The organism is Lysinibacillus sp. BSL11 (assembly GCF_052928325.1).
The window spans coordinates 13,999-34,440 of sequence record NZ_JAVGCX010000007.1; the positions used below are offsets into that span (position 1 = coordinate 13,999).

Consider the following 20,442-nt stretch of genomic DNA (forward strand, 5'->3'; position numbering starts at 1 on the left):
CTATACTGCTTTGTCCTATTAAAGCCGATAAAATGTTTTCGTGTTTTGCGTAATAATTTTGGCCGCTTCCCGTGTTGATAGCCCTTTGATGGAGGCAATCACCTCAATCGTTGAGTGCATCATCCAGGGAGATGTACGCTTCTTCGTAAACGGTCCCTCAAACGGCCAAGGACCATCCGTTTCTACCATCATCAAATCAATCGGATACGCATCAATTAGCTGTTGAATTTCCTCTTCATACAAGCAATCTGGAGTTATGGAAATAAAATAACCACGCTCTATCATGCGCTTCACAATAGCTTCATCCCCTTTAAACCAATGAAAATGGGCTTCGTGAAGCTGATGCTTTTCCAGCAAATCACACACAACATGGGCGTCCTCATATACTGCGTGTAACACAATTGGCATGTTCAGTTCCTTCGCCAATACAACAAAACGCTCTAATAACGCCACATAGGGACGTTCATCAATCCCTTGCTCTTGTCTTAAATAATAAGGTAGACCCACCTCACCAATAGCAACCATGTCATCCTGATGCGAACGAATCCAATCGAATAATGCTGCCTCATCATTTGGACTTAGTAAAGGCTGTTCAGGATGAAAGCCAAAAGCAGCCTTTACTTGCTGATAGCTATTCGATAAACGCAACGTTCTTTCACAAGAGGAAAGTTGCATACTAACCGCAATTACAGCTTTCACCTCTTCTAATAAGGAGGGAATTTCCTCATCGGTGTACTGATCCAAATGAATATGCGCATCAATCAACATACATATCACCCTTTTCCTCCTGTAAATACATAAATAATTGTTGCTTTAACGCTGTGAATGCTGCAGAATGTCGAATTTCCTCTTTCCGAGGTCTCTCAAATGGCACGATGATTTCCTTTTTAACGGTTGCTGGACGTTTGGTTAAAACAAGTATGCGATCTGCTAAAAAGAGAGCTTCCTCAATACTATGTGTAACAAATAGAATGGATTTGCGATACTCTTCCCAGATAGATAAAAGCCATGCTTGCATTTCCAGTCGAGTAAATTCATCCAACGCAGAAAATGGTTCGTCTAAGCATAAAATCGGCTTTTCACTGACCATTGCTCGAATAAAGGACACACGCTGCTGCATACCTCCAGACAGTTCGTTCGGGTAGGCATGGATAAAGGAGGCAAGACCAACCTTTTCTAACCATTCCTTGGCACGTTCAACATTCGGTTTATGCTGTAATTCCTCTACAAGCGTGACATTTTCTACTATTGTGCGCCAGGGTAATAGACATGGCTGCTGTGGCATATAGCCAATCGTTCCTTTTTTTCGTTGGATATCCTCTCCATTTAGTAAAATGGCTCCTTGATCAATTGGCGAAACACCACCAATTAATTGAAAAAGTGTGCTCTTACCACTGCCTGAAGGACCAACAATGGCCACAAACTCGCCATCCTTTACGTCAAAAGAAAGTTGATCAAGTACTTTTAGTGCATCGAAGGATTTAGCGATGTTTTGAATGCTGAGCATGATAGCCTCTTCCCTTCACCATAAATTTTTCAATTAAACGAATACCGCTAAACAATAGTAAGCTCAAGAGAACAATCGCAAAAATTGCCACAAATACGCGATCTGTACGGAAGGAGGACTGGGCTAGGGTCATGTAAACACCAATACCCTTTTTTGCACCAAGCCACTCCGCAATCACAGCCCCCATCACACTATATGTAGCCGCAATTTTAATGCCTGAAAAAATCGCAGGATAGGCATAAGGCCATTCCAGCTTCCAAAAGGTTTGTGCCTTTGTAGCACCAACCATGGCAAAATAATGCTTTAATGCTAGAGCTGTTTGTCTAAATCCATCCATCGCTGCAATGACAATCGGGAAAAAGCACACAAGACAGATAATGATAAGCTTCGGTAATAAGCCAAAGCCAAACCAAATAATAAGTAGCGGTGCCAAGACTAGAATAGGAACATTCTGCGACATAATAAGAATTGGATAAAACAGTTCTCGAATAAAATTAAATCGATGCAACACTACTGCCACCGTTAGCCCACAAGCGATGCCAATGGCCAAACCTAGTAGAGCTAGCTGTACCGTAGCAAATGCATGTGGTAGAAAGGTTTGATACGAACGGATGGACTCCGACAAAATACTACTGGGTGCGGGTAATAACCAATGAGGAACTTCAGCGAACCGCACGATTAGTTCCCATATGAATAAGAGGAAGGCGATAAAAATTATCGTCCTTCCCTTGTGTAATGCACGTTTCATTACTGATATTTCTCCGTTAATGTATCCATCGTAATACCCGTTGGCTGATATAAAATTTTCACTTGTGTAATGACATTGATGGCACCAAGCTCGATCATCTTCTCATTCATTTTTTCAATGATTTGGAGCAATGTTGAAAGCTCACCCTCCATCGTTGTTTCCAATGGATGAACCTCATATTTCACCCCAGAAGCATCGATCACCGCAATTGCTGCATCTACATACGGTATCACATCTTCATATTTCTCTGTCTTCGGAATGATTTGTACACTGATTAATGAATTTGCCATCTTATTTGGCCTCCTTTTTAGGTAAGAACTCATTAGTAAAGGCTTTTTTCGCATCAAATTCGCCCTCTAGTACTTGATTGCTAGACATCCATTTCGCATAATTTTCCCACACAGAAAGCTTTTGCTCTCCCCATTGCTTGGCATCATCCTGGTATTTATCAGCCAGCCATTCCTGACTTTTATGCACTAACGCTTTATCTAAATCAGGGGCCGCTTCGATTAAAATATCCGCCGCTTCACTTGGGTTTTCAATTGCGTATTCATAGCCCTTCGCTGCCGCTGCCACAAAGGCTTTGACTACATCGGGGTTGTCCTGTATCATTTTTTCATTTGTAGCTAAAACGGGCGTATAATAATCTAATTGATCACTATAATCTGTAAGATATAGCATATTAATCTTTTCCCCACGCAGCTCAGCCTCAATACCAGTCCATGCATAATAAATCCAAGCAAAATCAATGTCTTTTTCCATCATTGTGAAGAAATCTAAATCCCCTGCATTGACAATATCTAGCTTATTAATATCTGCCTTTTCTTTTTGCATTAGTGATTGTAAGACGGCTTGCTCTAATGGCGCACCCCAACCACCATAGGTTTTACCTTCAAAATCCTTTGGCGATGTAATGCCCTTTGAAGCAATAGAAGCAAAGCCAGATGTATTATGCTGTATAATTGCTGCGATTGAGACCAGCGGCACATCCTGTACTCGTGCCTGTGTTATGCCTTCCTGATAGCTCACGCCAAAATCCGCCTTTCCAGAAGCAACAAGCTGATCTGCACCCGCCTCACCAGGCATAATAATATCAACATCTAAGCCCTGTTCCTCAAAATAACCGAGTTTTTTTGCAACATATAGTCCTGTATGATTTGTATTCGGCGTCCAATCCAGTACCACAGACACCTTTTTCAGCTTGTCAGCAGCCTGCTTATCCTCCTTGTCACTACAGCCTGCTAATGTTAATAGTGCTACCATTAGAATAAATAACCATTTCTTCATGTGAAAGCCTCCCAGTTTGTAATATGAAAGTGTTCATGAATGAATGTTGTCACCAGAAGAAAGCGTATACAATGTTGGCAAGCTGTTGCTTGAAAACATAAAAAAACGCCTAGGATTCCTCCCAGACGTATTGCAATCAATCTTCAAAACTTTGCTTTTTTGAATAGATGTTCCCTACGCTGGTACGAGCCAAATCAGGTTCAAAGGGTCAGCGTCTATCGGACACAATCTCAGCTAGCAATTACTAGCCCCCCTACATTCTTTCGCTATGAACTTTTCGATGATTATTATACCCATAGTTTCACTTAAATGACAAGGTGCTATTTTTGAAATGAGCTTAAAGCCCAGCACTCCTAAGAGACTGGGCATTCTTTTAGCTTGGTTTCTGTTCTTTTTTGGCTGTGACAACATGAGAGATTGCCCCATCTGTTGCAATATCCACTTTAAATGAACCGTTGGAATGGCGATCCGCACGAGACAATGCTTGCACGTCAATCACCTCTTGAACACCTTTTTCAGTTTCAATCACAACCTGCTCCCCGTCTGTTGCTTGAACAACTGCCACAATTCGGTGAGGGTTTGCTTTTAACTCTGTTAATACTTTTAGTCCACGTTTTGCACGACCTGCTACTTCAACTTCAGCGACATTCATTTTCTTCACGGCCCCACGCTGTGTCACAATCACTACATATTGGGTAACATCAGGCTGTAATACATTGACGCCAACTAAGGCTTCTCCATCTTTTAGTGTGATCCCTTTCACACCGCCTGTTTTCACACCTGTCACAGGTAGTTCCTCCATTGGGAAACGAATTGCATAGGCTGTATCCGTTGTGAGCATCAGCTCCACGTCATCTGTTACAAACGATGCATAGATCATCGCATCACCAGCCTTGACGTTCATCGTTTTAATAGGCTTTGAATAACGTGTCACTGCATAGTCTACGAGTGGTGAGCGCTTAATTTGACCATCTTTTGTGGCTGTGAAGACATACGTATTTGGCTGTTCAAATGTTTCGAAGCCATAAACCGCAATAATCGATTCATCTTCCCCTGTTGGGACAATACTTGAAATATGCTGACCGAGATCCTTCCAACGTATATCAGGCAGCTCATGAACAGGCTGATAAATATAATTGCCTCGATTTGTGAACAGCAATAGATGGTGCTGTGTATTTAAGTTTGCTTCATACAATAAATAATCTGAATCCTTCATGGCAAAATCTTGCCCATTTGAAGCGGCATGAGAACGTGTGGATGTGCGTTTAATATAACCATCCTTCGTTACTGTTACGACAACCTCCTCACTTGGCACAAGGACATCCAATGTAATTTTAATTTCTTCAATTTCTTGCTCAATCTTCGAGCGGCGAGGCTCTGTAAAGCGTTTCTTAATATCAAGCAGCTCTTGTTTAATAACACGCACAAGCTTAGCCTCACTTTGTAGAATCCCCTCTAGCTTCGCAATTAACTTATCTAACTCGTCCTGTTCCTGACGAAGCTCTGTAATATCCGTATTCGTTAAACGGTATAATTGCAGGCTTACAATGGCCTCTGCCTGTACTTCTGTAAAATCAAACTTCTCTTGTAAATTAAGCTTTGCATCCTTCTTATCATTAGAAGAACGAATTGTCGCAATGACTTCATCTAAAATCGAAAGAGCTTTAATTAATCCATCTACAATATGAGAACGGTCCTTTGCCTTTTGCAAATCATAAATGGAGCGGTTTGTTACCACTTCTTTTTGATGGGCAATATACGCATCTAGCAATAATGGCAATGTCATCATCGTTGGACGACGATTATGAATGGCAATCATATTAAAATTATAAGCTACCTGTAAATCCGTTGTTTTAAACAAGTACTGTAAAATTCCTTGTCCTGGTACATCCTTTTTCAGCTCAATTACCACTCGTAAGCCTGTACGGTCTGATTCATCACGAATTTCCGCAATGCCTTCTAGTCGTTTATCTACACGTTGCTCATCAATTTTTTTTACAAGATTCGCTTTATTTACATCATATGGTAACTCAGTGATAACAATTTGCTCTTTACCACCCTTGATTGGTTCAACAACTGCTTGTGCACGGACGATGATTTTACCACGACCTGTTTCGTATGCCTTTTTAATGCCATCAACACCTTGAATGATGCCACCCGTTGGGAAATCAGGCCCTTTCATCACTGTCATCAATTCATCTACAGTAACATTAGGCTTGTCTAAGCGCATCAACACAGCATCCAGTACTTCATCTAAGGCATGTGGCGGAATATCTGTCGCATAGCCAGCGGAAATCCCTGTAGAGCCGTTGACTAAAAGGTTAGGAAAACGTGCTGGTAAAACAGTTGGCTCCATATCCTGATCATCAAAGTTTGGTACAAACTCGACCGTTTTCTTGCCAATATCTCGTAGCATTTCAGCAGCAATAGCAGATAGTCTTGCCTCTGTATAACGCATCGCAGCTGGAGGATCGCCATCGACTGACCCATTGTTCCCGTGCATCTCAATGAGCATATGACGTGCCTTCCAGTCCTGACTCATCCGTACCATCGCTTCATACACAGAGCTATCGCCGTGCGGATGATAGTTACCAATTACGTTACCCACTGTTTTTGCGGATTTACGGAACGGTTTATCATGTGTGTTGCCCTCCGTAAACATCGCATATAGAATACGGCGCTGTACTGGTTTAAGACCGTCACGTGCATCAGGCAACGCGCGGTCTTGAATAATATATTTACTATAGCGACCAAAACGGTCACCCATCACTTCTTCTAACGGTAAATCTTGGAACTTTTCTGTACTACTCATGCTTGGTCCTCCTCTTGTTGGATGAATTCATTCTCTAGAATGTTAGAATCATCCTCCATACCGAAGTCTACATTGGCTTCGATCCATTTACGACGTGGTTCTACCTTATCGCCCATTAACGTCGTGACACGTCTCTCCGCACGTGCACCATCCTCGATTGTGACACGAATCAATGTCCGTGTTTCAGGGTTCATCGTTGTGTCCCATAGTTGGTCTGCATTCATCTCGCCAAGACCTTTATAGCGCTGTAATATGTAACCCTTGCCAACCTTTTTGATGGCCTTTTGTAAATCGCTTTCTGTCCAAGCATATTCAATGATTTCTTTTTTTCCAGTACCTTTTGAGACTTTATAAAGCGGCGGTAGTGCGATATAGACCTTCCCAGACTCAATAAGTGGACGCATATAACGGTAGAAGAATGTTAATAGCAAGACTTGAATATGTGCCCCGTCCGTATCCGCATCGGTCATGATGACTACTTTATCGTAGGCAGAATCCTCCACCGCAAAATCCGTACCAACACCTGCTCCAATCGCATGGATAATCGTCGAAATTTCTTCGTTTTTCATAATATCTTGTAGTTTGGCTTTTTCTGTGTTGATTACTTTCCCGCGCAATGGCAGAATCGCTTGGAATGTACGGTCACGACCTTGTTTAGCAGAGCCACCCGCAGAATCACCCTCGACTAAATACAGCTCATTTTTTGCTGCATTACGTGACTGAGCTGGCGTTAATTTTCCAGATAGAATCGTACTACCCTTTTTGTTTTTCTTGCCATTTCGTGCATCCTCACGCGCTTTACGAGCTGCTTCACGCACTTGCTGCGCTCGAATCGCTTTACGAACAAGAGAAGCTGATAACTCTGCATTTTCCTCTAGCACATACAAAATTTGCTCAGACACTACGCTATCCACAGCAGAACGAGCCTCACTTGTCCCAAGCTTGCCCTTTGTTTGTCCTTCAAATTGCAGTAAATGCTCTGGAATACGAACAGACACGATCGCTGCTAAGCCCTCACGAATATCTGTCCCCTCAAGGTTTTTATCCTTGTCCTTTAACAAGCCAATTTTTCTTGCATATTCATTAAAGACACGTGTCAATGCTGCCTTTGCACCCGTTTCATGTGTACCACCATCACGTGTACGGACATTATTAACGAATGATAAAATCGTTTCTGAATAACCATCGTTATACTGGAAAGCGAACTCTACTTCGATTTCATCCTGTACGCCTTCTACATATTTTACTGGATGAAGGACATCTTTTTCCTCATTCAAATACGCAACGAAAGCCTCGATGCCATTCTCATAAAAGAACACATCGCTCTTGCCCTCCTCGCGCTCATCAATTAATTCAATTTTTAAGCCCTTTAATAAAAAGGCTGATTCGCGTAATCGTTCTGCTAACGTATCATAATTGAATTTTGTGACAGAGAAAATTGTTTCATCTGGTAGGAAATGAACAAGCGTTCCTGTCTGCTTGGTCTGCCCAATATTTTCAAGTGTTGTGACAGGCTGTCCTCCATGCTCAAAGCGTTGACGATACTTTTTACCATCGCGATGAATTGTCACCTCTAAAAATGTTGAGAGCGCATTCACAACGGAAGAACCAACACCATGTAAACCTCCACTTGTTTTATAGCCACCTTGACCAAATTTGCCACCAGCGTGTAACACAGTAAAAATAATTTCTGGTGTCGGTTTGCCCATTTTATGCATACCGGTTGGCATCCCACGTCCAAAGTCGCGCACACTCATACTTTGATCTTTATGAATTGTGACAATAATATGAGATCCAAAGCCAGCCAGTGCTTCATCTACCGCATTATCTACGATTTCATACACAAGGTGATGAAGTCCACGGCCATCCGTCGAACCGATATACATGCCAGGTCGTTTGCGTACCGCTTCTAATCCTTCTAATACTTGTATAGCGTCATCATTATAGACGCTAGGTGACTGTTTATTCGTCAAAAAAATTCCCCTCCAAAAAACAAACACATGTTCTATTTATGTTCTCATCCTAATAATAATAGCATTTCCTGTCAATAGCTAGCGACAGGTCCAATAAAATTTTAAAATTTGCTCACAGTTTTGATTATTTTTATCAATAGTAAACATCTTCAACAGTTGCTTAAAATTGGTATTTGAGCAAGACAGACTGCTTCTAGCTTCCATCATCATTTGACGCATTGAAGCCTACTAAGTTGCAAAATATAGTTGTGATGCTTGCAAATAGAAGCACACTACCTCGTGCCTTGCGATTAAACAGGATAAAGTTAGACTTCTATTCTACCAAAGGAATGAGCGATTGACAAAATTGCCATTTTGCCTATATTTTTATAAAGGTTTTAGCGCTTCCTACAAATTTATGTCTAAAAGCCAAGTCCTCGCTAATAGATTCTCTTTTGTATTGATTCAAGACTTCGGATGAAATCTCCTTCTAACATTGTAGATTAGCAAGAAAAAGTGTAAAATACTTGTTACAAACTATTAGTACCAAGTGATGGACTATGAATGAAAGGAGTCCAACTATGATCAATGGACTTATTATTTTATGTGCTTATCTAATCGGCTCTATACCTTCTGGATTATGGATAGGCAAAATTTTTTATAATACCGATATTCGTGAACACGGGAGCGGTAATCTTGGTGCAACCAATACTTTTAGAACATTAGGGAAAAAGGCTGGTATTATTGTTACGATAATGGATGTCTTAAAAGGGACTGCCGCTGTCTTACTCGTGACACTTCCCGTTTTCTCTGATACTACACTCCACCCTTTATTACTGGGGCTTGTCGCCGTAATCGGTCATATGTTCCCAATCTTCGCCAACTTCCGTGGTGGGAAAGCTGTGGCAACGTCAGCGGGTGTATTATTAGGCTATTCTTGGCCACTCTTTGTCCTACTATTTATTACCTTTATTGTGACATTAAAAATCACAAAAATCGTCAGCTTAACATCAATGATAGCCGCTTTAGTAGCGCTTATCTATGCAATCGTTTATTATTTTATAACAGGTGACTTTGCATTAGGCATCTTGGTAGCCTTTTTATTTACCTTTATTATTTATCGTCACCGTGCCAATATTGCTCGTATTAAAAACGGCACCGAACCAAAGGTAAAATGGCTGTAGGAAGAGAGGAGCATTTGAAATGAATATTGCATTGACAGATGAAGCCCTACAATGGTTCAAACATGAAATGGAAGTTGAACCTGGTGATACAATCCGTTTTTATGCACGTTATGGTGGCTCAAGTCCGTTTCATGAAGGCTTTTCACTAGGCATGACACGTGAGGAACCTATTGCCATAGGTGTGCAGACAGAAATTGATGGTGTTATCTATTATATTGATGAGAAAGATCTTTGGTTCTTTAACGATCACAATTTACATGTTGATGTTGATACAAGTAAAGATGAATTACAATACGACTATCGTACATAAAGCAGTCTGTCCTTTCAATAGATGAAAGGACAGACTGTTTTTTATTTATTCCAAAACAAGACACACAAAAGTCGCAAGGGATTTGATATTGCCACAAATAGCTAGATTTTTCATATCTCTTTCGTTTATCTCTCAAAAAAATTGTCCATTCTAAAGGTAATGAACGACCAATTGAGGAGGAAAACACATGTCCATGTCTAACCATAACGAGACCTCCCCATCCCATACAACGAACGATTTATTGTATACTTCCCTATCTAAAAATATAAAAATCATTCAACAGTCACTAGGGCATAGTAATGATATTATCATACGGGAAATTGCGATTGGAGAGACTGCCCCCCATAGCCTCGCCATAATTTCCATTGATGGCTTATCGGATAAAACGACTATTTCTGATTCTGTTATCGATAAACTGATGGCAAATATTGAAGAAGAACAAGATATTGAAATAACAACAATTAACCAATATGTTCGGAATTCCTATTTAACAGTAGGCGATGTCACGAATATCGAGCATTTCACAACACTCTACAATGCTATTCTCAATGGTGAAACGGTTATTTTATTAGATGGCTTTGCTGAGGGGATTGTGACAAGTACAAGAAGTGCCAAGGATCGAGCTGTCACAGAGCCATCGACGGAATCCGTTATTCGCGGACCGAGGGAATCCTTTACGGAAACCTTGCGTACGAATACAGCGCTCATTCGTCGCAAAATAAAAAGTCCGAATCTCTGGATTAAGTCCCGTGTAATTGGAGATGTGACACAAACAGATGTAGCGGTGATGTATATAAATGGCATCGCCAGTGACAAAATCGTCGCAGAGGTATTGGCTCGATTAGATCGTATCAATATTGATGGCATTTTGGAAAGTGGCTATATTGAGGATTTTATTCAAGACTCAAAAAACTCTATGTTTCCAACCGTCTATAACTCCGAACGTCCTGATGTCATCGCAGGTGAATTATTAGATGGCAAAGTGGCGATTCTAGTTGATGGCACACCTTTTGTCTTAGTCGTACCAGCGCTATTTACATCCTTTTTACAATCAGCAGAAGATTATTATCAGCATTGGATGATTAGCTCACTTGTACGTATATTGCGTTTCTTTGGTATCAGTCTAGCATTAGTAGCACCATCCTTGTATGTAGCGATTACTACCTTCCACCAAGAAATGCTACCAACACCCATGTTAATTAGCATCGCTTCACAAAGGGAGGGCGTACCCTTTCCTGCAGTGGTAGAAGCGCTTATTATGGAGGTTGCCTTTGAGGTCTTAAGGGAAGCTGGACTTCGTATGCCTCGAACAATCGGTCCTGCGGTATCCATTGTAGGTACTTTAGTTATTGGTCAGGCAGCAGTTGATGCAGGGGTCGTTTCCGCTGTAATGGTAATCATCGTAGCCCTAACAGCGATTTGCAGCTTCCTATTCCCTGCCTATGGCTTATCGAATACGATTCGGGTACTACGTTTCCCATTAATGATTTTAGCTGCTATGTTTGGTTTATTCGGTGTAATGTTTGGCATTATGCTAATTATTCTTCATCTATGTAGCATTCGTTCATTTGGTGTACCTTATTTAAGTCCATTCGCACCGTTGGTACTACAGGATCAGAAGGATGCATTTGTGCTGTTCCCGCGTAGAAAATTACTTACACGACCTCGTTTAGTGAATCAAAAAAATATTGTTAGAGGACATAACTATATCAATGTAAAAGGCAGGAAATAACTTCAGGATAAATGAGGAATAGAATATGGCAAAATTAAACTGGATTTGCTTACTATGTATCCTCACTTTACTGTTAAGTGGTTGCTGGAGTAAGCGAGAATTAAATGAATTAGCCATTGTCGTAGCACTAGGCATTGACAAAATAGATGAGGAATATGAAATTACAGTTCAAATTGTCGATCCTAGTGAAGTCTCAGTGCGACAAGCTTCCACTCAACGCTCACCTGTCGTTAGCTATCATTCGAGAGGCGAAACCATCTTTGAGGCGATTCGAAAAATGACGACCATCGCTGCTCGAAAGCCCTATTTTGCCCACCTTCAAGTGGTTGTTTTAGGGGAAGATCTTGCTAAAGAAGGCATGAGTGATGCACTTGATTTAATTGTAAGGGACCATGAATTTCGTAAGGATTTCGACGTCATTATGTCTCACGAAGCAACAGCGAAGGAAGTATTAAATGTACTAACACCTATCGAAAAAGTTCCTGCTAATAAAATGTTAAATTCCCTGGATGTCTCTGAAAAGGCTTGGGGCTCCACAATAGCTGTTAATATTGATGAATTAGTCAATACGTTAAGCAATAAGCAGAAAGGGGCATTAATTTCTGCTATTGAAATTCATGGCGATAAGAAATTAGGGGTAGATCAAACAAATGTGCAACGTGTTAAAGCACCTGTGCTATTAGGTTATACAGGTTTAGCAGTCTTTAAAGGAGATAAATATATAGGGCTACTGACTGAAAGTGAAAGCAAAAGTGTTAGTTTTCTTAATGACAAAATTCAAAGTACGATAGAAATCATTGCCTGTCCTAATAAAGGGACCTTGTCTACTGAAATTACCCAATCCACTACAAAGGTGAAAGGGTCATTTAAAAACGGGAAACCGAAAATCGATGTTCATATTAATGTAGAGCAGAATGTTGGAGAGGTCGAATGTGATATCGATCTTACCAAAAATAAATCGATTGATTACGTTAACAAAAAAACAGCCCAGGGAATTGATGAACGCATAGAAAAAACAGTAGAGAAAATTCAACAGCAATATGAAGTAGATGTTTTTGGATTTGGGGATGCCCTACATCGGGCAGATCCTAAGCAGTGGAAAAAAATCAAGGATGATTGGACTTCCATTTTTCCAGATTTAGCAGTGGTAGTTCATGTAAAGGTAACTACCCAAGGTTCAGGTACGATGCAAAATTCATTATTAAACAAGCCAAAGGAGGAATAAATGCAATGGTACTAGCCGTAGCTATCTTGATCATCGCGATAATCATTGCCCTTATTTTTATTCCAAAGCTAAAAAAGCAACAGGATAGAAAAGCCATGATTGTATTCTCCTTTTTGCTTCTTATTGGAACGGCTTTAAATATGGGGATTGCCCTGAAAATCCATATTCCTAGCCCATTAGATTTGATTACCTTTATCTTCACACCAATTAGGGATTACATTGTGTCATTCACAAAATAGAAAGATGGACTGAGAAACGGAGGGTAGCTTGATGGAAAAAGAGATAATTAGTTCAAGACAGTTTACAATCGTTACCTTCCTCTATTCTATCGGTACAGCGATTTTAATTATCCCTTCGAGTATTACTGGTGCCGCTAAGCAAGATGCTTGGATAGCAGCAAGCATTGGTGTTCTCCTTAGTTTACTGGTACTAAAATTATTTTTAACACTGGCCAATCAAACACCATCTCTAAACTTTATCGAGGCTAATGAAAAAATTCTTGGGCGTTTTTTTGGGAAAATCACAGCAATTTGTTTCCTGATTATGACCTTTCTTTCGGCTGGAGAATTACTCTATTTTATCGGTATTTTCATGAAAACGGAAGTAATGCCAGAGACACCGACATTAGCATTTGCCCTACTGTTCAGTATCATTATTATGTATGCCGCTTATTTAGGAATTGAGACCTTTGCCCGTTCGGCAGAAATCCTCTTCCCATTGTTTATCTTTATTTTTATTTTTTTCGTCCTTAGTATTACCCCTCAAATTACATTTGAGAATATTCAGCCTCTACTAGAAGCAACCAAAACATCTATGTTTTATAGTATTGCACGCTTTATGAGTATCTTTTCCTTTCCATTACTTGTATTAATGATGCTCTATCCTACTGGTGTCAATGTACAGCCGTCTGCACAGAAAGGGCTATATATTGGGGCAATCTTTGGTGGAATCGTCTTAGTTACGTTGATTGTCCTATCGATTCTTGTATTAGGTCCTGAAAACACAGCATCAAGGACTTTTCCTAGCTATGCCTTAGCACAAAGAATATCTATAGGAAATTTTTTACAGCGTATAGAGATCATTATGGCATTTATGTGGATTTCGTCTATTTATATTCGTACATTTATGTATTTCTATACGACCGTTGTTGGCCTCGCACAAATTTTAAAGATCAAGGATCATCGCCCACTCATTATACCGATGGGGATAATTGTTATTGGACTTTCTCAAATTGTTCATCCAGATATTGTGCATTCTACTAATTATAATAATGAAATTTGGCCAATCTTTTCCTTTATTTTCACCATTTTATTACCCATACTATTGCTGATTGTGGTAGTTATTCGAAATCGTAAATCCAAAGCTCAAAAAAACGAAACACCTCAGCAGGAAACAGAAAATGACAATCAAAAAGTCTAATTTCTTTTAAAGCTAGAAAAGAAATTAGACTTTTTATTAATTAAATATGATATTCGATTTCATCTACAAAATCCCATTCATATGGTGTTTCTTGGTAAACATAGTAGTTCAACCAGTTAGAGAATAATAGATGCGTATGGGCACGCCATGTATTCATCGGCACTTGTGTCGGATCGTCATTCGGGAAGTAGTTTACAGGAACAGCGATATCTATGCCCTTCGCCACATCGCGACTGTATTCATCGGCTAGCGTTGTCGCATCATACTCTAGATGCCCCGTAATCATAATATTTTTATTATCTTTTGATTGTACAATAAATACCCCTGCATCCTCTGAATAGGATAATAATCGTAGATCTGGATGATTACGAACCTCGTCAATCGAAACAGATGTATAGCGTGAGTGGGGCGCAGTAAATAAATCACTAAAGCCACGTACCAAATCTACAGTTAAATCTGTAATCACATGGGAATAGACACCTGAGCATTTAGCAGAAAGCTCGACCTTCCCAATGCCATAATGATGATACAATGCAGCCTGTGCCCCCCAACATATATGTAGCACGGATGTCACATTCTTTTTAGACCAATCCATAATTTCTGAAATTTCCTGCCAATAGTTGACCTCTTCAAAAGCCATTTTTTCTACTGGCGCACCAGTTATAATCATACCATCATAGCGGCGGTGTCGAATCTGATTGAACGTTGTGTAAAAAAGCTGCAAATGGGATTTACTCACATTTTTAGACTCGTGTGTGGCTGTATTCAAAAAGGTAATATTCACCTGTAATGGTGTATTCCCCAATAAACGTAATAATTGGAGCTCTGTTTTTTCTTTTTCAGGCATTAAATTTAATATTAATATATTTAATGGACGGATTTGCTGTGTTTTCGCACGATCTTCTTCCATGACGAAGATTTTTTCCTCACGTAAATGTTCTCCAGCTGGTAAATTTTTCGGAATATTAATTGGCATCTTGCTTTCCCCTCTCTATAATCACTCTCTTTTAGCAAACCTTGCTTGCATAGGATGCAACGAAATTAAAAAATCCTCCTCATTCCATACGAGATAGAATGAGAAGGATTTTTTTCACGTCCACTCTTATCTCTCAAAGGAAAAAATCCTTTGCTGGAATTAGCACCTTTCTAACAATTGTTAGAGGTTGCTGAAGCGTCATCGGGCCAAATCCCTCAGCTTCTCTTGATAAGATTATTTAATTATCTTGAATTGTAACACGAACTAGTTAGAATATCAATAATTCATAGAATATTTTGTGATTCATGTGCATGTTCCTTGCTCAATTGATGTACACTAAGCTTGCTATATGTGGTGTTTCTGCATTTAAAATTTATGGTAAACATGCCGTAATTATGTTACCATATACTTTTAGTAAGAGAGAGGAACGTGAATAGTTTGATTAAAATTGAATTTCCAAAACCAGATCTAGTAATCCGTCAACGTGAACAAGATTTAAAACCAGGTGATGTGCCAATCACACCTTACTTCGGTTTTATTGACTTCCATAAAATCACACGTGATAAAGGCGGCATTTTCTTATTCTATAATGACAAGAATGAGCTATTATTTGTTGGGAAAGCACGTAAAATTCGTCAACGTATTAAAAAACATTTCGAGGATAATGTATCTCCGATGAAAAACCATCGTGATGAAGTGTTCAAAATTGAAGTCTATGAAGTAGAAGATCCAATGGAACGTGAAATTTACGAAACATACGCGATTAATACTTTCCGCTCTAAATATAACGTAGACAAAGTCTTTTATTAGACATCTCATAAAGAAACCGAAATCTCATCTAAAGATTTCGGTTTCTTTTATCACATAATGGTCATACGATCAATGGGCGTACTCTGACCGTTTATTCGCAAATCAATGGTATCAAGCTCAGGATTCTTGACGGTGATTTGAAAAACATAGGGCTGAGCCTCTTTCCTTTGCTCGCTGCCTTCTTCTAACTGGATGATAAGCCTATTTCCCTCAGCTGTAATACTTGCCAATACATTCCCTTTTGAATAATAAACAAGATAATATGGAGCATCATTTTCATGTAATAGTTGTATTCTGTCATTAGAAACAATATTTTTTTGGACATTATCTGGGACAACCGTTAGCTCATGAATCGTTGGTGGATTGGTTGGTGGTGTAGCATTACAGGCTCCTAGCATGAGTAAGCTCATTAAACCTAGCAACACGAATTTTTTCAAGTTACTCCCCTTCCCTTATAAGACTATTCTAAGAAAAAAGCTTTCCGCTCCTTAGCAATCCAGTCTTCTAACTCCTGATCATCCCGTTTTACTAACCGATTAATGAGTACATCATGCCATATATAATCCTCTAACAAATAAATGTGAACGGAATCATTGGTGATAAAGGCCGTCTCTTGGGTAGATGGAGAATGACCATAAATCATTTCCTGACCATCTACCGATAAGATAAACCAATGCGGTGTCGACGCTTTTTTTGTATAATGTGTGGCTCTATGCTGGTCAATTGAGGCTAGATGCTCTCCTACATATAACGTAATGCCATGAACAGGAACATGCAGCGCCACCTCTTGCAAATCTTCACGTAAGACCTCATACATATCTTCCCACATCGACAGCATCACTTTTTTCTTCGCCTTCTTTAGAAGTGACTGACAATAATTGATAATAGATTCCCTGCCCTTCAGCATGACCACTTTAGGCTCAGCTTCCTGCACTTTTTCCTCTAATTTCTCTAGCTTCCCGCTTATAGACGTAAAATTCGACTCCCAGCGCTGTTGCATTTGCTGTAAGAACACAGACACAGGCATTGCCGAATAGGTCGTTTGTTCTGCGGTCTCTTCTTTTAACACGATGCCCTTTTCTACAAGGATATTTAAAATATCATACACTCTTGCACGTGGTATGCCAGAATTTTTACTAACCTGATAGGCACTGACATGACTTTGCTGAACAAGTGCCGTATAGGCCTTCGCTTCATATTCTGTAAAACCCATTTCTTTCAGCTGGGTGATTAATTCCTCCATGTAATCCCTCCATTATCTTTATTATAGGCTACCTTTGTGAAGATTTGCCAATGAAAAAATGGGGTTTACAGCGTAAATAAAATTAGTTACTATTTCAGTAGTAACTAATTATAAAGAGGTGTCATATGTTGTTTGAAATCGATGTACATATTCTCATACTATTAATTTCATTTGGATTTCTGGCGGCTTTTATTGACTCAGTAGTGGGAGGGGGCGGTTTAATTTCACTACCAGCCCTACTATTTGTTGGGCTCAATCCAGCCGCTGCTGTTGCCACAAACAAACTAGCAGGAGCTATGGGCTCGCTCACTTCCTCTATTTCTTTCTATCGTTCTGGCCAGCTGGACATTCGCTCTGTCCTCAAATATTTTCCACTAGCATTTATCGGATCATTATGTGGTGCATGGACTGTGCATCTGATTAATCCAGCATTACTAAAGCCATTAATGCTTGTTATGCTGGCGGCTGTTGGGGTATATACGATCTTTAAAAAGGATTGGGGTGCCGTCTCTACCGTAAAAAATCTATCTAAAAAACATTTGTTTTTATTTATGCTGCTATTATTTGCTATTGGTTTTTATGATGGATTTCTTGGTCCTGGGACAGGGTCGTTTTTAATCTTTAGCTTCTTACTGGTAGGCTTTGATTTTTTAAAGGCGGCTGGTAATGCGAAGTTTTTAAATTTGGCGAGTAATGTGGCTGGTGTTTGTATGTTTGCTTACTTAGGTCAAATTCATTATGTTTATGGTCTAGTCATGGGCATTGCGCAAATTGGTGGGGCTATGCTTGGCTCACGCATGGCAATCAAGAATGGAAGTGGCTTTGTCCGCACACTATTTATTGTCGTTACAATGACATTACTTGCGAAAAATGCCTATGATTTTATGATGCATTAAAATAAACGCCACAGAATTTGAAATCTGTGGCGTTTTAGCGTTAAATCATAAGCTTTTCGTTTTTAAATTTATGACTAGTGGACAAACTGACAAGCACAAAAATAAAGAAGGATGCGACAATTGGTATCGTGACTGTATGCATACCAAAGACAGAAGGATAAAACCGATCAATCATAATGTACAACAACATGCCTGAAATCATCGACGCAATCGCTCCGTATTTATTGGCTTTTTTCCAATACAATCCTAAAACGACTGTCCAAATAAAGACAGCCTCTAGTCCACCAAAGGCAAATAAGTTCAACCACACTAATAAATCAGGTGGATTGAGTGCAAAGATGACAACCGCTAGGCCTATGACTGTTGTTACAATAAAGCTTGCACGCTTAATCTCTGCATCACTAGCTTTCGGCTTCATATAATTTAAATAGATGTCTTTGACAACTGTAGAGCTGACAAGCATTAGTAAAGCATTAACCGTAGACATTGTCGCAGCCATTGGTGCAGCTAAAACGATTCCTGCTAAAAATGGCGGTAATACCTTCAATGTCAGGAGCGGCATAACTTTATCACCAATTTCAATGCCAGGTATGACAGGTCGGGCTAACACACCAATTAAATGCATGCCAAACATGATTGTCCCTATGGCAATCGTGCCAATAAGAATCGCTTGATGCATACTTTTGGAATCCTTATAGCTCATCGCACGAACCGCAATTTGCGGAAGTCCTACAACCCCTACACCGATGAGAATCCAAAATGTCGAGACATACAAAGGTGTTAAATCTCCTTGTGCGCCAAATGGTGACACAAAGTCAGGATTTTCAGCAACCAGTGAGGCCATTATATTGTCGATGCCTCCACCTGCCACAATCGTGCCGATTAATAAAATAATTGTACCAATCACCATAATGGAACCTTGGACCGTATCTGTTAGCGCAACCGCACGGAAACCTCCAATAATCACATATACTAACACGGAAATCGCAAAAATAAACAATGCTGCAGTGTAGCTTAAGCCAGTTAACGACTCAATTAAGCGTGCACCCCCAACCCATTGAGCCATCATAGCCGAAAATAAGAAAACAATGATGCTAATGGCTGATAAAATAACAATGACATGGCTTTTGTAGCGTTCGCGTAAAAAGTCGATTAACGTAATGGCCTGGTAACGACGAGCAATAATGGCGAATTTTTTCCCTAAAATCATGAGCACAAAATAACCTGCTGGTAGCTGAGCCATTGCCAGTAATACCCACCCAAGTCCTTTTGTATAGGCTACACCCGGTCCTCCGATAAAACTACTCGCACTGCCATATGTAGCAATCATCGTCATCGCAAGGATAAAACCACCCATTTCACGACCACCTAGGAAATACTCCTGTAGGAATGAATTAGAGGAGCGTACATGCTTATTGGCCCAAATACCGATTCCAAATATAATAATTAAAAATAATAGCAATGGAAATACAACTTGCCAATGCATTAGCGATCCACCTCCTCATCATCAAATGGTACCTCTTTGAAAAAGAGTTTCATCACAATCCAGATAAGAAGGATCATAAAGCCTGTCCCAGCGATACAGCTATAGAAAAACCAGGCAGGAAAACCAAATACATACGTATAATTTCTTGGATCTCCTGAACCTAATCCATAGGCAAAGCCAAACCAAATTGCAAAGTTGACAAGGACGAGTCCAATTCCGATAAGCGCCTCTCGATGCGCTATTTTAAAGCGTTGATCTTTCACATGTAATCCCCCTAACCTACTCTATTTTACTGATATGTCGGTCTGATGGGAAGAGATGTGAATAAATAAGGATAAGTTATATAGAAATGATTTTGTTATACTAAGTAAAATGTAAGGAGAAAAAAGTTGGCTGATTCTGACGTTTTTCACACAAACCTAACATTCCCTCACAATTATGTAGACATCTAAAACAAACTGCTAATGGAAATATGTAAAAACCTTCGTCCATCTAGTTAGACGAAGGTTAGTTAGTTTATAACGGTCGCTTTGCCCAAGGTTGTAGCGTCCCGACGATATGAATAGGTTGATCCTGTTGAATAGCAGAAACGACACCTTGCGATATTTCCTCATGTGTCAGCCATCTCGCATGACCTTCTTCCATCATAAAACCTAGCTGGATTTGTCTGTATTGCGAACGAGCATGGAGCTTCAATTTCTCTTGGACTTCACTTAAATTCGCCTTACTCCCCAACACATGAAACAGTTTCCATTCCCCGTTATTCTCTATTGAAATTACATTGGAGATGTTCTCTAATGTAGTGTCCGCATAGGAATGAATCCAAGCAACGACCAATTCAAATGGGCCCATTAT

The 20,442-nt window shown here is 39.8% G+C and carries 21 protein-coding genes and 2 riboswitches; of the genes, 8 read left to right on the forward strand and 13 right to left on the reverse strand.

From position 1 onward, the window contains the following. Positions 1-18: 18 nt before the first annotated feature. The 7 genes from RCJ95_RS09485 to parE form a co-directional block, all read right to left on the reverse strand. Complete coding sequence (locus RCJ95_RS09485; RefSeq protein ID WP_446722252.1) at positions 19-768, reverse strand: TatD family hydrolase; 750 nt, start codon at positions 766-768, stop codon at positions 19-21. Further along, positions 758-1,507, reverse strand: coding sequence for an ABC transporter ATP-binding protein (locus RCJ95_RS09490; RefSeq protein ID WP_221682860.1), 750 nt, complete (start codon positions 1,505-1,507; stop codon positions 758-760). Before RCJ95_RS09490 ends, RCJ95_RS09485 begins: the two co-directional genes overlap by 11 nt. Beyond that, entirely contained in the window at positions 1,482-2,255 is a 774-nt protein-coding gene (locus tag RCJ95_RS09495; RefSeq protein ID WP_446722154.1) for an ABC transporter permease, read from the reverse strand. The genes RCJ95_RS09490 and RCJ95_RS09495 overlap by 26 nt, the downstream gene beginning before the upstream one ends. Beyond that, the gene (locus tag RCJ95_RS09500) at positions 2,255-2,545 is read right to left on the reverse strand and encodes a thiamine-binding protein (RefSeq protein ID WP_004227928.1); all 291 of its coding nucleotides are present in this window, start codon (positions 2,543-2,545) and stop codon (positions 2,255-2,257) included. Before RCJ95_RS09500 ends, RCJ95_RS09495 begins: the two co-directional genes overlap by 1 nt. 1 nt (position 2,546) lies before the next feature. Next, complete coding sequence (locus RCJ95_RS09505) at positions 2,547-3,542, reverse strand: ABC transporter substrate-binding protein (protein ID WP_320940640.1); 996 nt, start codon at positions 3,540-3,542, stop codon at positions 2,547-2,549. A gap of 154 nt (positions 3,543-3,696) precedes the next feature. Continuing rightward, a riboswitch (TPP riboswitch) is annotated at positions 3,697-3,807 on the reverse strand. Between the two features lie 108 nt (positions 3,808-3,915). Then, a complete protein-coding gene (gene parC, locus RCJ95_RS09510; protein ID WP_221682863.1) occupies positions 3,916-6,354 on the reverse strand; it encodes a DNA topoisomerase IV subunit A in 2,439 nt (812 codons plus the stop codon). After that, positions 6,351-8,327, reverse strand: a complete 1,977-nt coding sequence (gene parE / locus RCJ95_RS09515; protein ID WP_004227922.1) for a DNA topoisomerase IV subunit B — start codon at positions 8,325-8,327, stop codon at positions 6,351-6,353. Before parE ends, parC begins: the two co-directional genes overlap by 4 nt. A gap of 560 nt (positions 8,328-8,887) precedes the next feature. On the opposite strand from parE, the gene plsY reads away from it, so the two are divergent. The 6 genes from plsY (at position 8,888) to RCJ95_RS09545 (ending at position 14,176) form a co-directional block, all read left to right on the forward strand. After that, positions 8,888-9,490 carry a glycerol-3-phosphate 1-O-acyltransferase PlsY gene (gene plsY / locus RCJ95_RS09520; protein ID WP_221682864.1) on the forward strand — a complete coding sequence of 201 codons (603 nt, stop codon included), beginning with the start codon at positions 8,888-8,890 and terminating at the stop codon, positions 9,488-9,490. Positions 9,491-9,509: 19 nt separating this feature from the next. Then, positions 9,510-9,800: a HesB/YadR/YfhF family protein gene (locus RCJ95_RS09525; protein WP_004227919.1), complete on the forward strand. Its 291-nt coding sequence runs from the start codon at positions 9,510-9,512 to the stop codon at positions 9,798-9,800. Between the two features lie 187 nt (positions 9,801-9,987). After that, positions 9,988-11,532 (forward strand): spore germination protein, encoded by a 1,545-nt coding sequence (locus RCJ95_RS09530; protein WP_221682865.1) that lies wholly within the window; start codon positions 9,988-9,990, stop codon positions 11,530-11,532. Between the two features lie 25 nt (positions 11,533-11,557). Beyond that, positions 11,558-12,757: a Ger(x)C family spore germination protein gene (locus tag RCJ95_RS09535; RefSeq protein ID WP_221682866.1), complete on the forward strand. Its 1,200-nt coding sequence runs from the start codon at positions 11,558-11,560 to the stop codon at positions 12,755-12,757. Between the two features lie 5 nt (positions 12,758-12,762). Continuing rightward, positions 12,763-12,996 carry a hypothetical protein gene (locus RCJ95_RS09540; protein WP_221682867.1) on the forward strand — a complete coding sequence of 78 codons (234 nt, stop codon included), beginning with the start codon at positions 12,763-12,765 and terminating at the stop codon, positions 12,994-12,996. 31 nt (positions 12,997-13,027) lie between these two features. Beyond that, positions 13,028-14,176 (forward strand): GerAB/ArcD/ProY family transporter, encoded by a 1,149-nt coding sequence (locus RCJ95_RS09545; protein ID WP_221682868.1) that lies wholly within the window; start codon positions 13,028-13,030, stop codon positions 14,174-14,176. A gap of 40 nt (positions 14,177-14,216) precedes the next feature. Here RCJ95_RS09545 and metA read toward each other — a convergent pair whose 3' ends face one another. Further along, the gene (metA, locus tag RCJ95_RS09550) at positions 14,217-15,152 is read right to left on the reverse strand and encodes a homoserine O-acetyltransferase MetA (protein ID WP_004227915.1); all 936 of its coding nucleotides are present in this window, start codon (positions 15,150-15,152) and stop codon (positions 14,217-14,219) included. Between the two features lie 123 nt (positions 15,153-15,275). Next, positions 15,276-15,387, reverse strand: a riboswitch (SAM riboswitch). A 203-nt stretch (positions 15,388-15,590) separates the two neighbouring features. Here metA and RCJ95_RS09555 point away from each other — a divergent pair. After that, entirely contained in the window at positions 15,591-15,962 is a 372-nt protein-coding gene (locus RCJ95_RS09555; protein WP_004227912.1) for a nucleotide excision repair endonuclease, read from the forward strand. 50 nt (positions 15,963-16,012) lie between these two features. Here the strand turns inward: RCJ95_RS09555 and RCJ95_RS09560 are convergent, their stop codons facing one another. Next, positions 16,013-16,399, reverse strand: coding sequence for a hypothetical protein (locus RCJ95_RS09560; RefSeq protein ID WP_257522240.1), 387 nt, complete (start codon positions 16,397-16,399; stop codon positions 16,013-16,015). 23 nt (positions 16,400-16,422) lie between these two features. Next, positions 16,423-17,205: a TrmB family transcriptional regulator gene (locus RCJ95_RS09565; RefSeq protein WP_221682870.1), complete on the reverse strand. Its 783-nt coding sequence runs from the start codon at positions 17,203-17,205 to the stop codon at positions 16,423-16,425. Between the two features lie 125 nt (positions 17,206-17,330). Between RCJ95_RS09565 and RCJ95_RS09570 the strand changes: the two genes are divergently transcribed. Next, positions 17,331-18,101 carry a TSUP family transporter gene (locus RCJ95_RS09570; RefSeq protein ID WP_446722155.1) on the forward strand — a complete coding sequence of 257 codons (771 nt, stop codon included), beginning with the start codon at positions 17,331-17,333 and terminating at the stop codon, positions 18,099-18,101. A gap of 40 nt (positions 18,102-18,141) precedes the next feature. Here RCJ95_RS09570 and panF read toward each other — a convergent pair whose 3' ends face one another. The 3 genes from panF to RCJ95_RS09585 all read right to left on the reverse strand — a co-directional run bounded on the left by panF (position 18,142) and on the right by RCJ95_RS09585 (position 20,439). Continuing rightward, a complete protein-coding gene (gene panF / locus RCJ95_RS09575; protein WP_004227903.1) occupies positions 18,142-19,587 on the reverse strand; it encodes a sodium/pantothenate symporter in 1,446 nt (481 codons plus the stop codon). After that, positions 19,587-19,850, reverse strand: coding sequence for a YhdT family protein (locus RCJ95_RS09580; protein WP_004227902.1), 264 nt, complete (start codon positions 19,848-19,850; stop codon positions 19,587-19,589). Before RCJ95_RS09580 ends, panF begins: the two co-directional genes overlap by 1 nt. Before the next feature lie 253 nt (positions 19,851-20,103). Beyond that, positions 20,104-20,439: a short-chain dehydrogenase gene (locus RCJ95_RS09585; RefSeq protein ID WP_337977122.1), complete on the reverse strand. Its 336-nt coding sequence runs from the start codon at positions 20,437-20,439 to the stop codon at positions 20,104-20,106. Positions 20,440-20,442: the final 3 nt, after the last annotated feature.

Bases quoted from the DNA above. Each gene is read 5' to 3' on its own strand.
- RCJ95_RS09565 (WP_221682870.1), bottom strand. From the start codon at position 17,205: ATGGAGGAATTAATCACCCAGCTGAAAGAAATGGGTTTTACAGAATAT.
- RCJ95_RS09525 (WP_004227919.1), top strand. From the start codon at position 9,510: ATGAATATTGCATTGACAGATGAAGCCCTACAATGGTTCAAACATGAA.
- parC (WP_221682863.1), bottom strand. From the start codon at position 6,354: ATGAGTAGTACAGAAAAGTTCCAAGATTTACCGTTAGAAGAAGTGATG.
- metA (WP_004227915.1), bottom strand. From the start codon at position 15,152: ATGCCAATTAATATTCCGAAAAATTTACCAGCTGGAGAACATTTACGT.
- RCJ95_RS09570 (WP_446722155.1), top strand. From the start codon at position 17,331: ATGTTGTTTGAAATCGATGTACATATTCTCATACTATTAATTTCATTT.
- RCJ95_RS09505 (WP_320940640.1), bottom strand. From the start codon at position 3,542: ATGAAGAAATGGTTATTTATTCTAATGGTAGCACTATTAACATTAGCA.
- panF (WP_004227903.1), bottom strand. From the start codon at position 19,587: ATGCATTGGCAAGTTGTATTTCCATTGCTATTATTTTTAATTATTATA.
- RCJ95_RS09535 (WP_221682866.1), top strand. From the start codon at position 11,558: ATGGCAAAATTAAACTGGATTTGCTTACTATGTATCCTCACTTTACTG.
- RCJ95_RS09540 (WP_221682867.1), top strand. From the start codon at position 12,763: ATGGTACTAGCCGTAGCTATCTTGATCATCGCGATAATCATTGCCCTT.
- RCJ95_RS09485 (WP_446722252.1), bottom strand. From the start codon at position 768: ATGTTGATTGATGCGCATATTCATTTGGATCAGTACACCGATGAGGAA.
- RCJ95_RS09500 (WP_004227928.1), bottom strand. From the start codon at position 2,545: ATGGCAAATTCATTAATCAGTGTACAAATCATTCCGAAGACAGAGAAA.
- RCJ95_RS09490 (WP_221682860.1), bottom strand. From the start codon at position 1,507: ATGCTCAGCATTCAAAACATCGCTAAATCCTTCGATGCACTAAAAGTA.
- RCJ95_RS09545 (WP_221682868.1), top strand. From the start codon at position 13,028: ATGGAAAAAGAGATAATTAGTTCAAGACAGTTTACAATCGTTACCTTC.
- RCJ95_RS09585 (WP_337977122.1), bottom strand. From the start codon at position 20,439: ATGGGCCCATTTGAATTGGTCGTTGCTTGGATTCATTCCTATGCGGAC.
- plsY (WP_221682864.1), top strand. From the start codon at position 8,888: ATGATCAATGGACTTATTATTTTATGTGCTTATCTAATCGGCTCTATA.
- RCJ95_RS09495 (WP_446722154.1), bottom strand. From the start codon at position 2,255: ATGAAACGTGCATTACACAAGGGAAGGACGATAATTTTTATCGCCTTC.
- RCJ95_RS09530 (WP_221682865.1), top strand. From the start codon at position 9,988: ATGTCCATGTCTAACCATAACGAGACCTCCCCATCCCATACAACGAAC.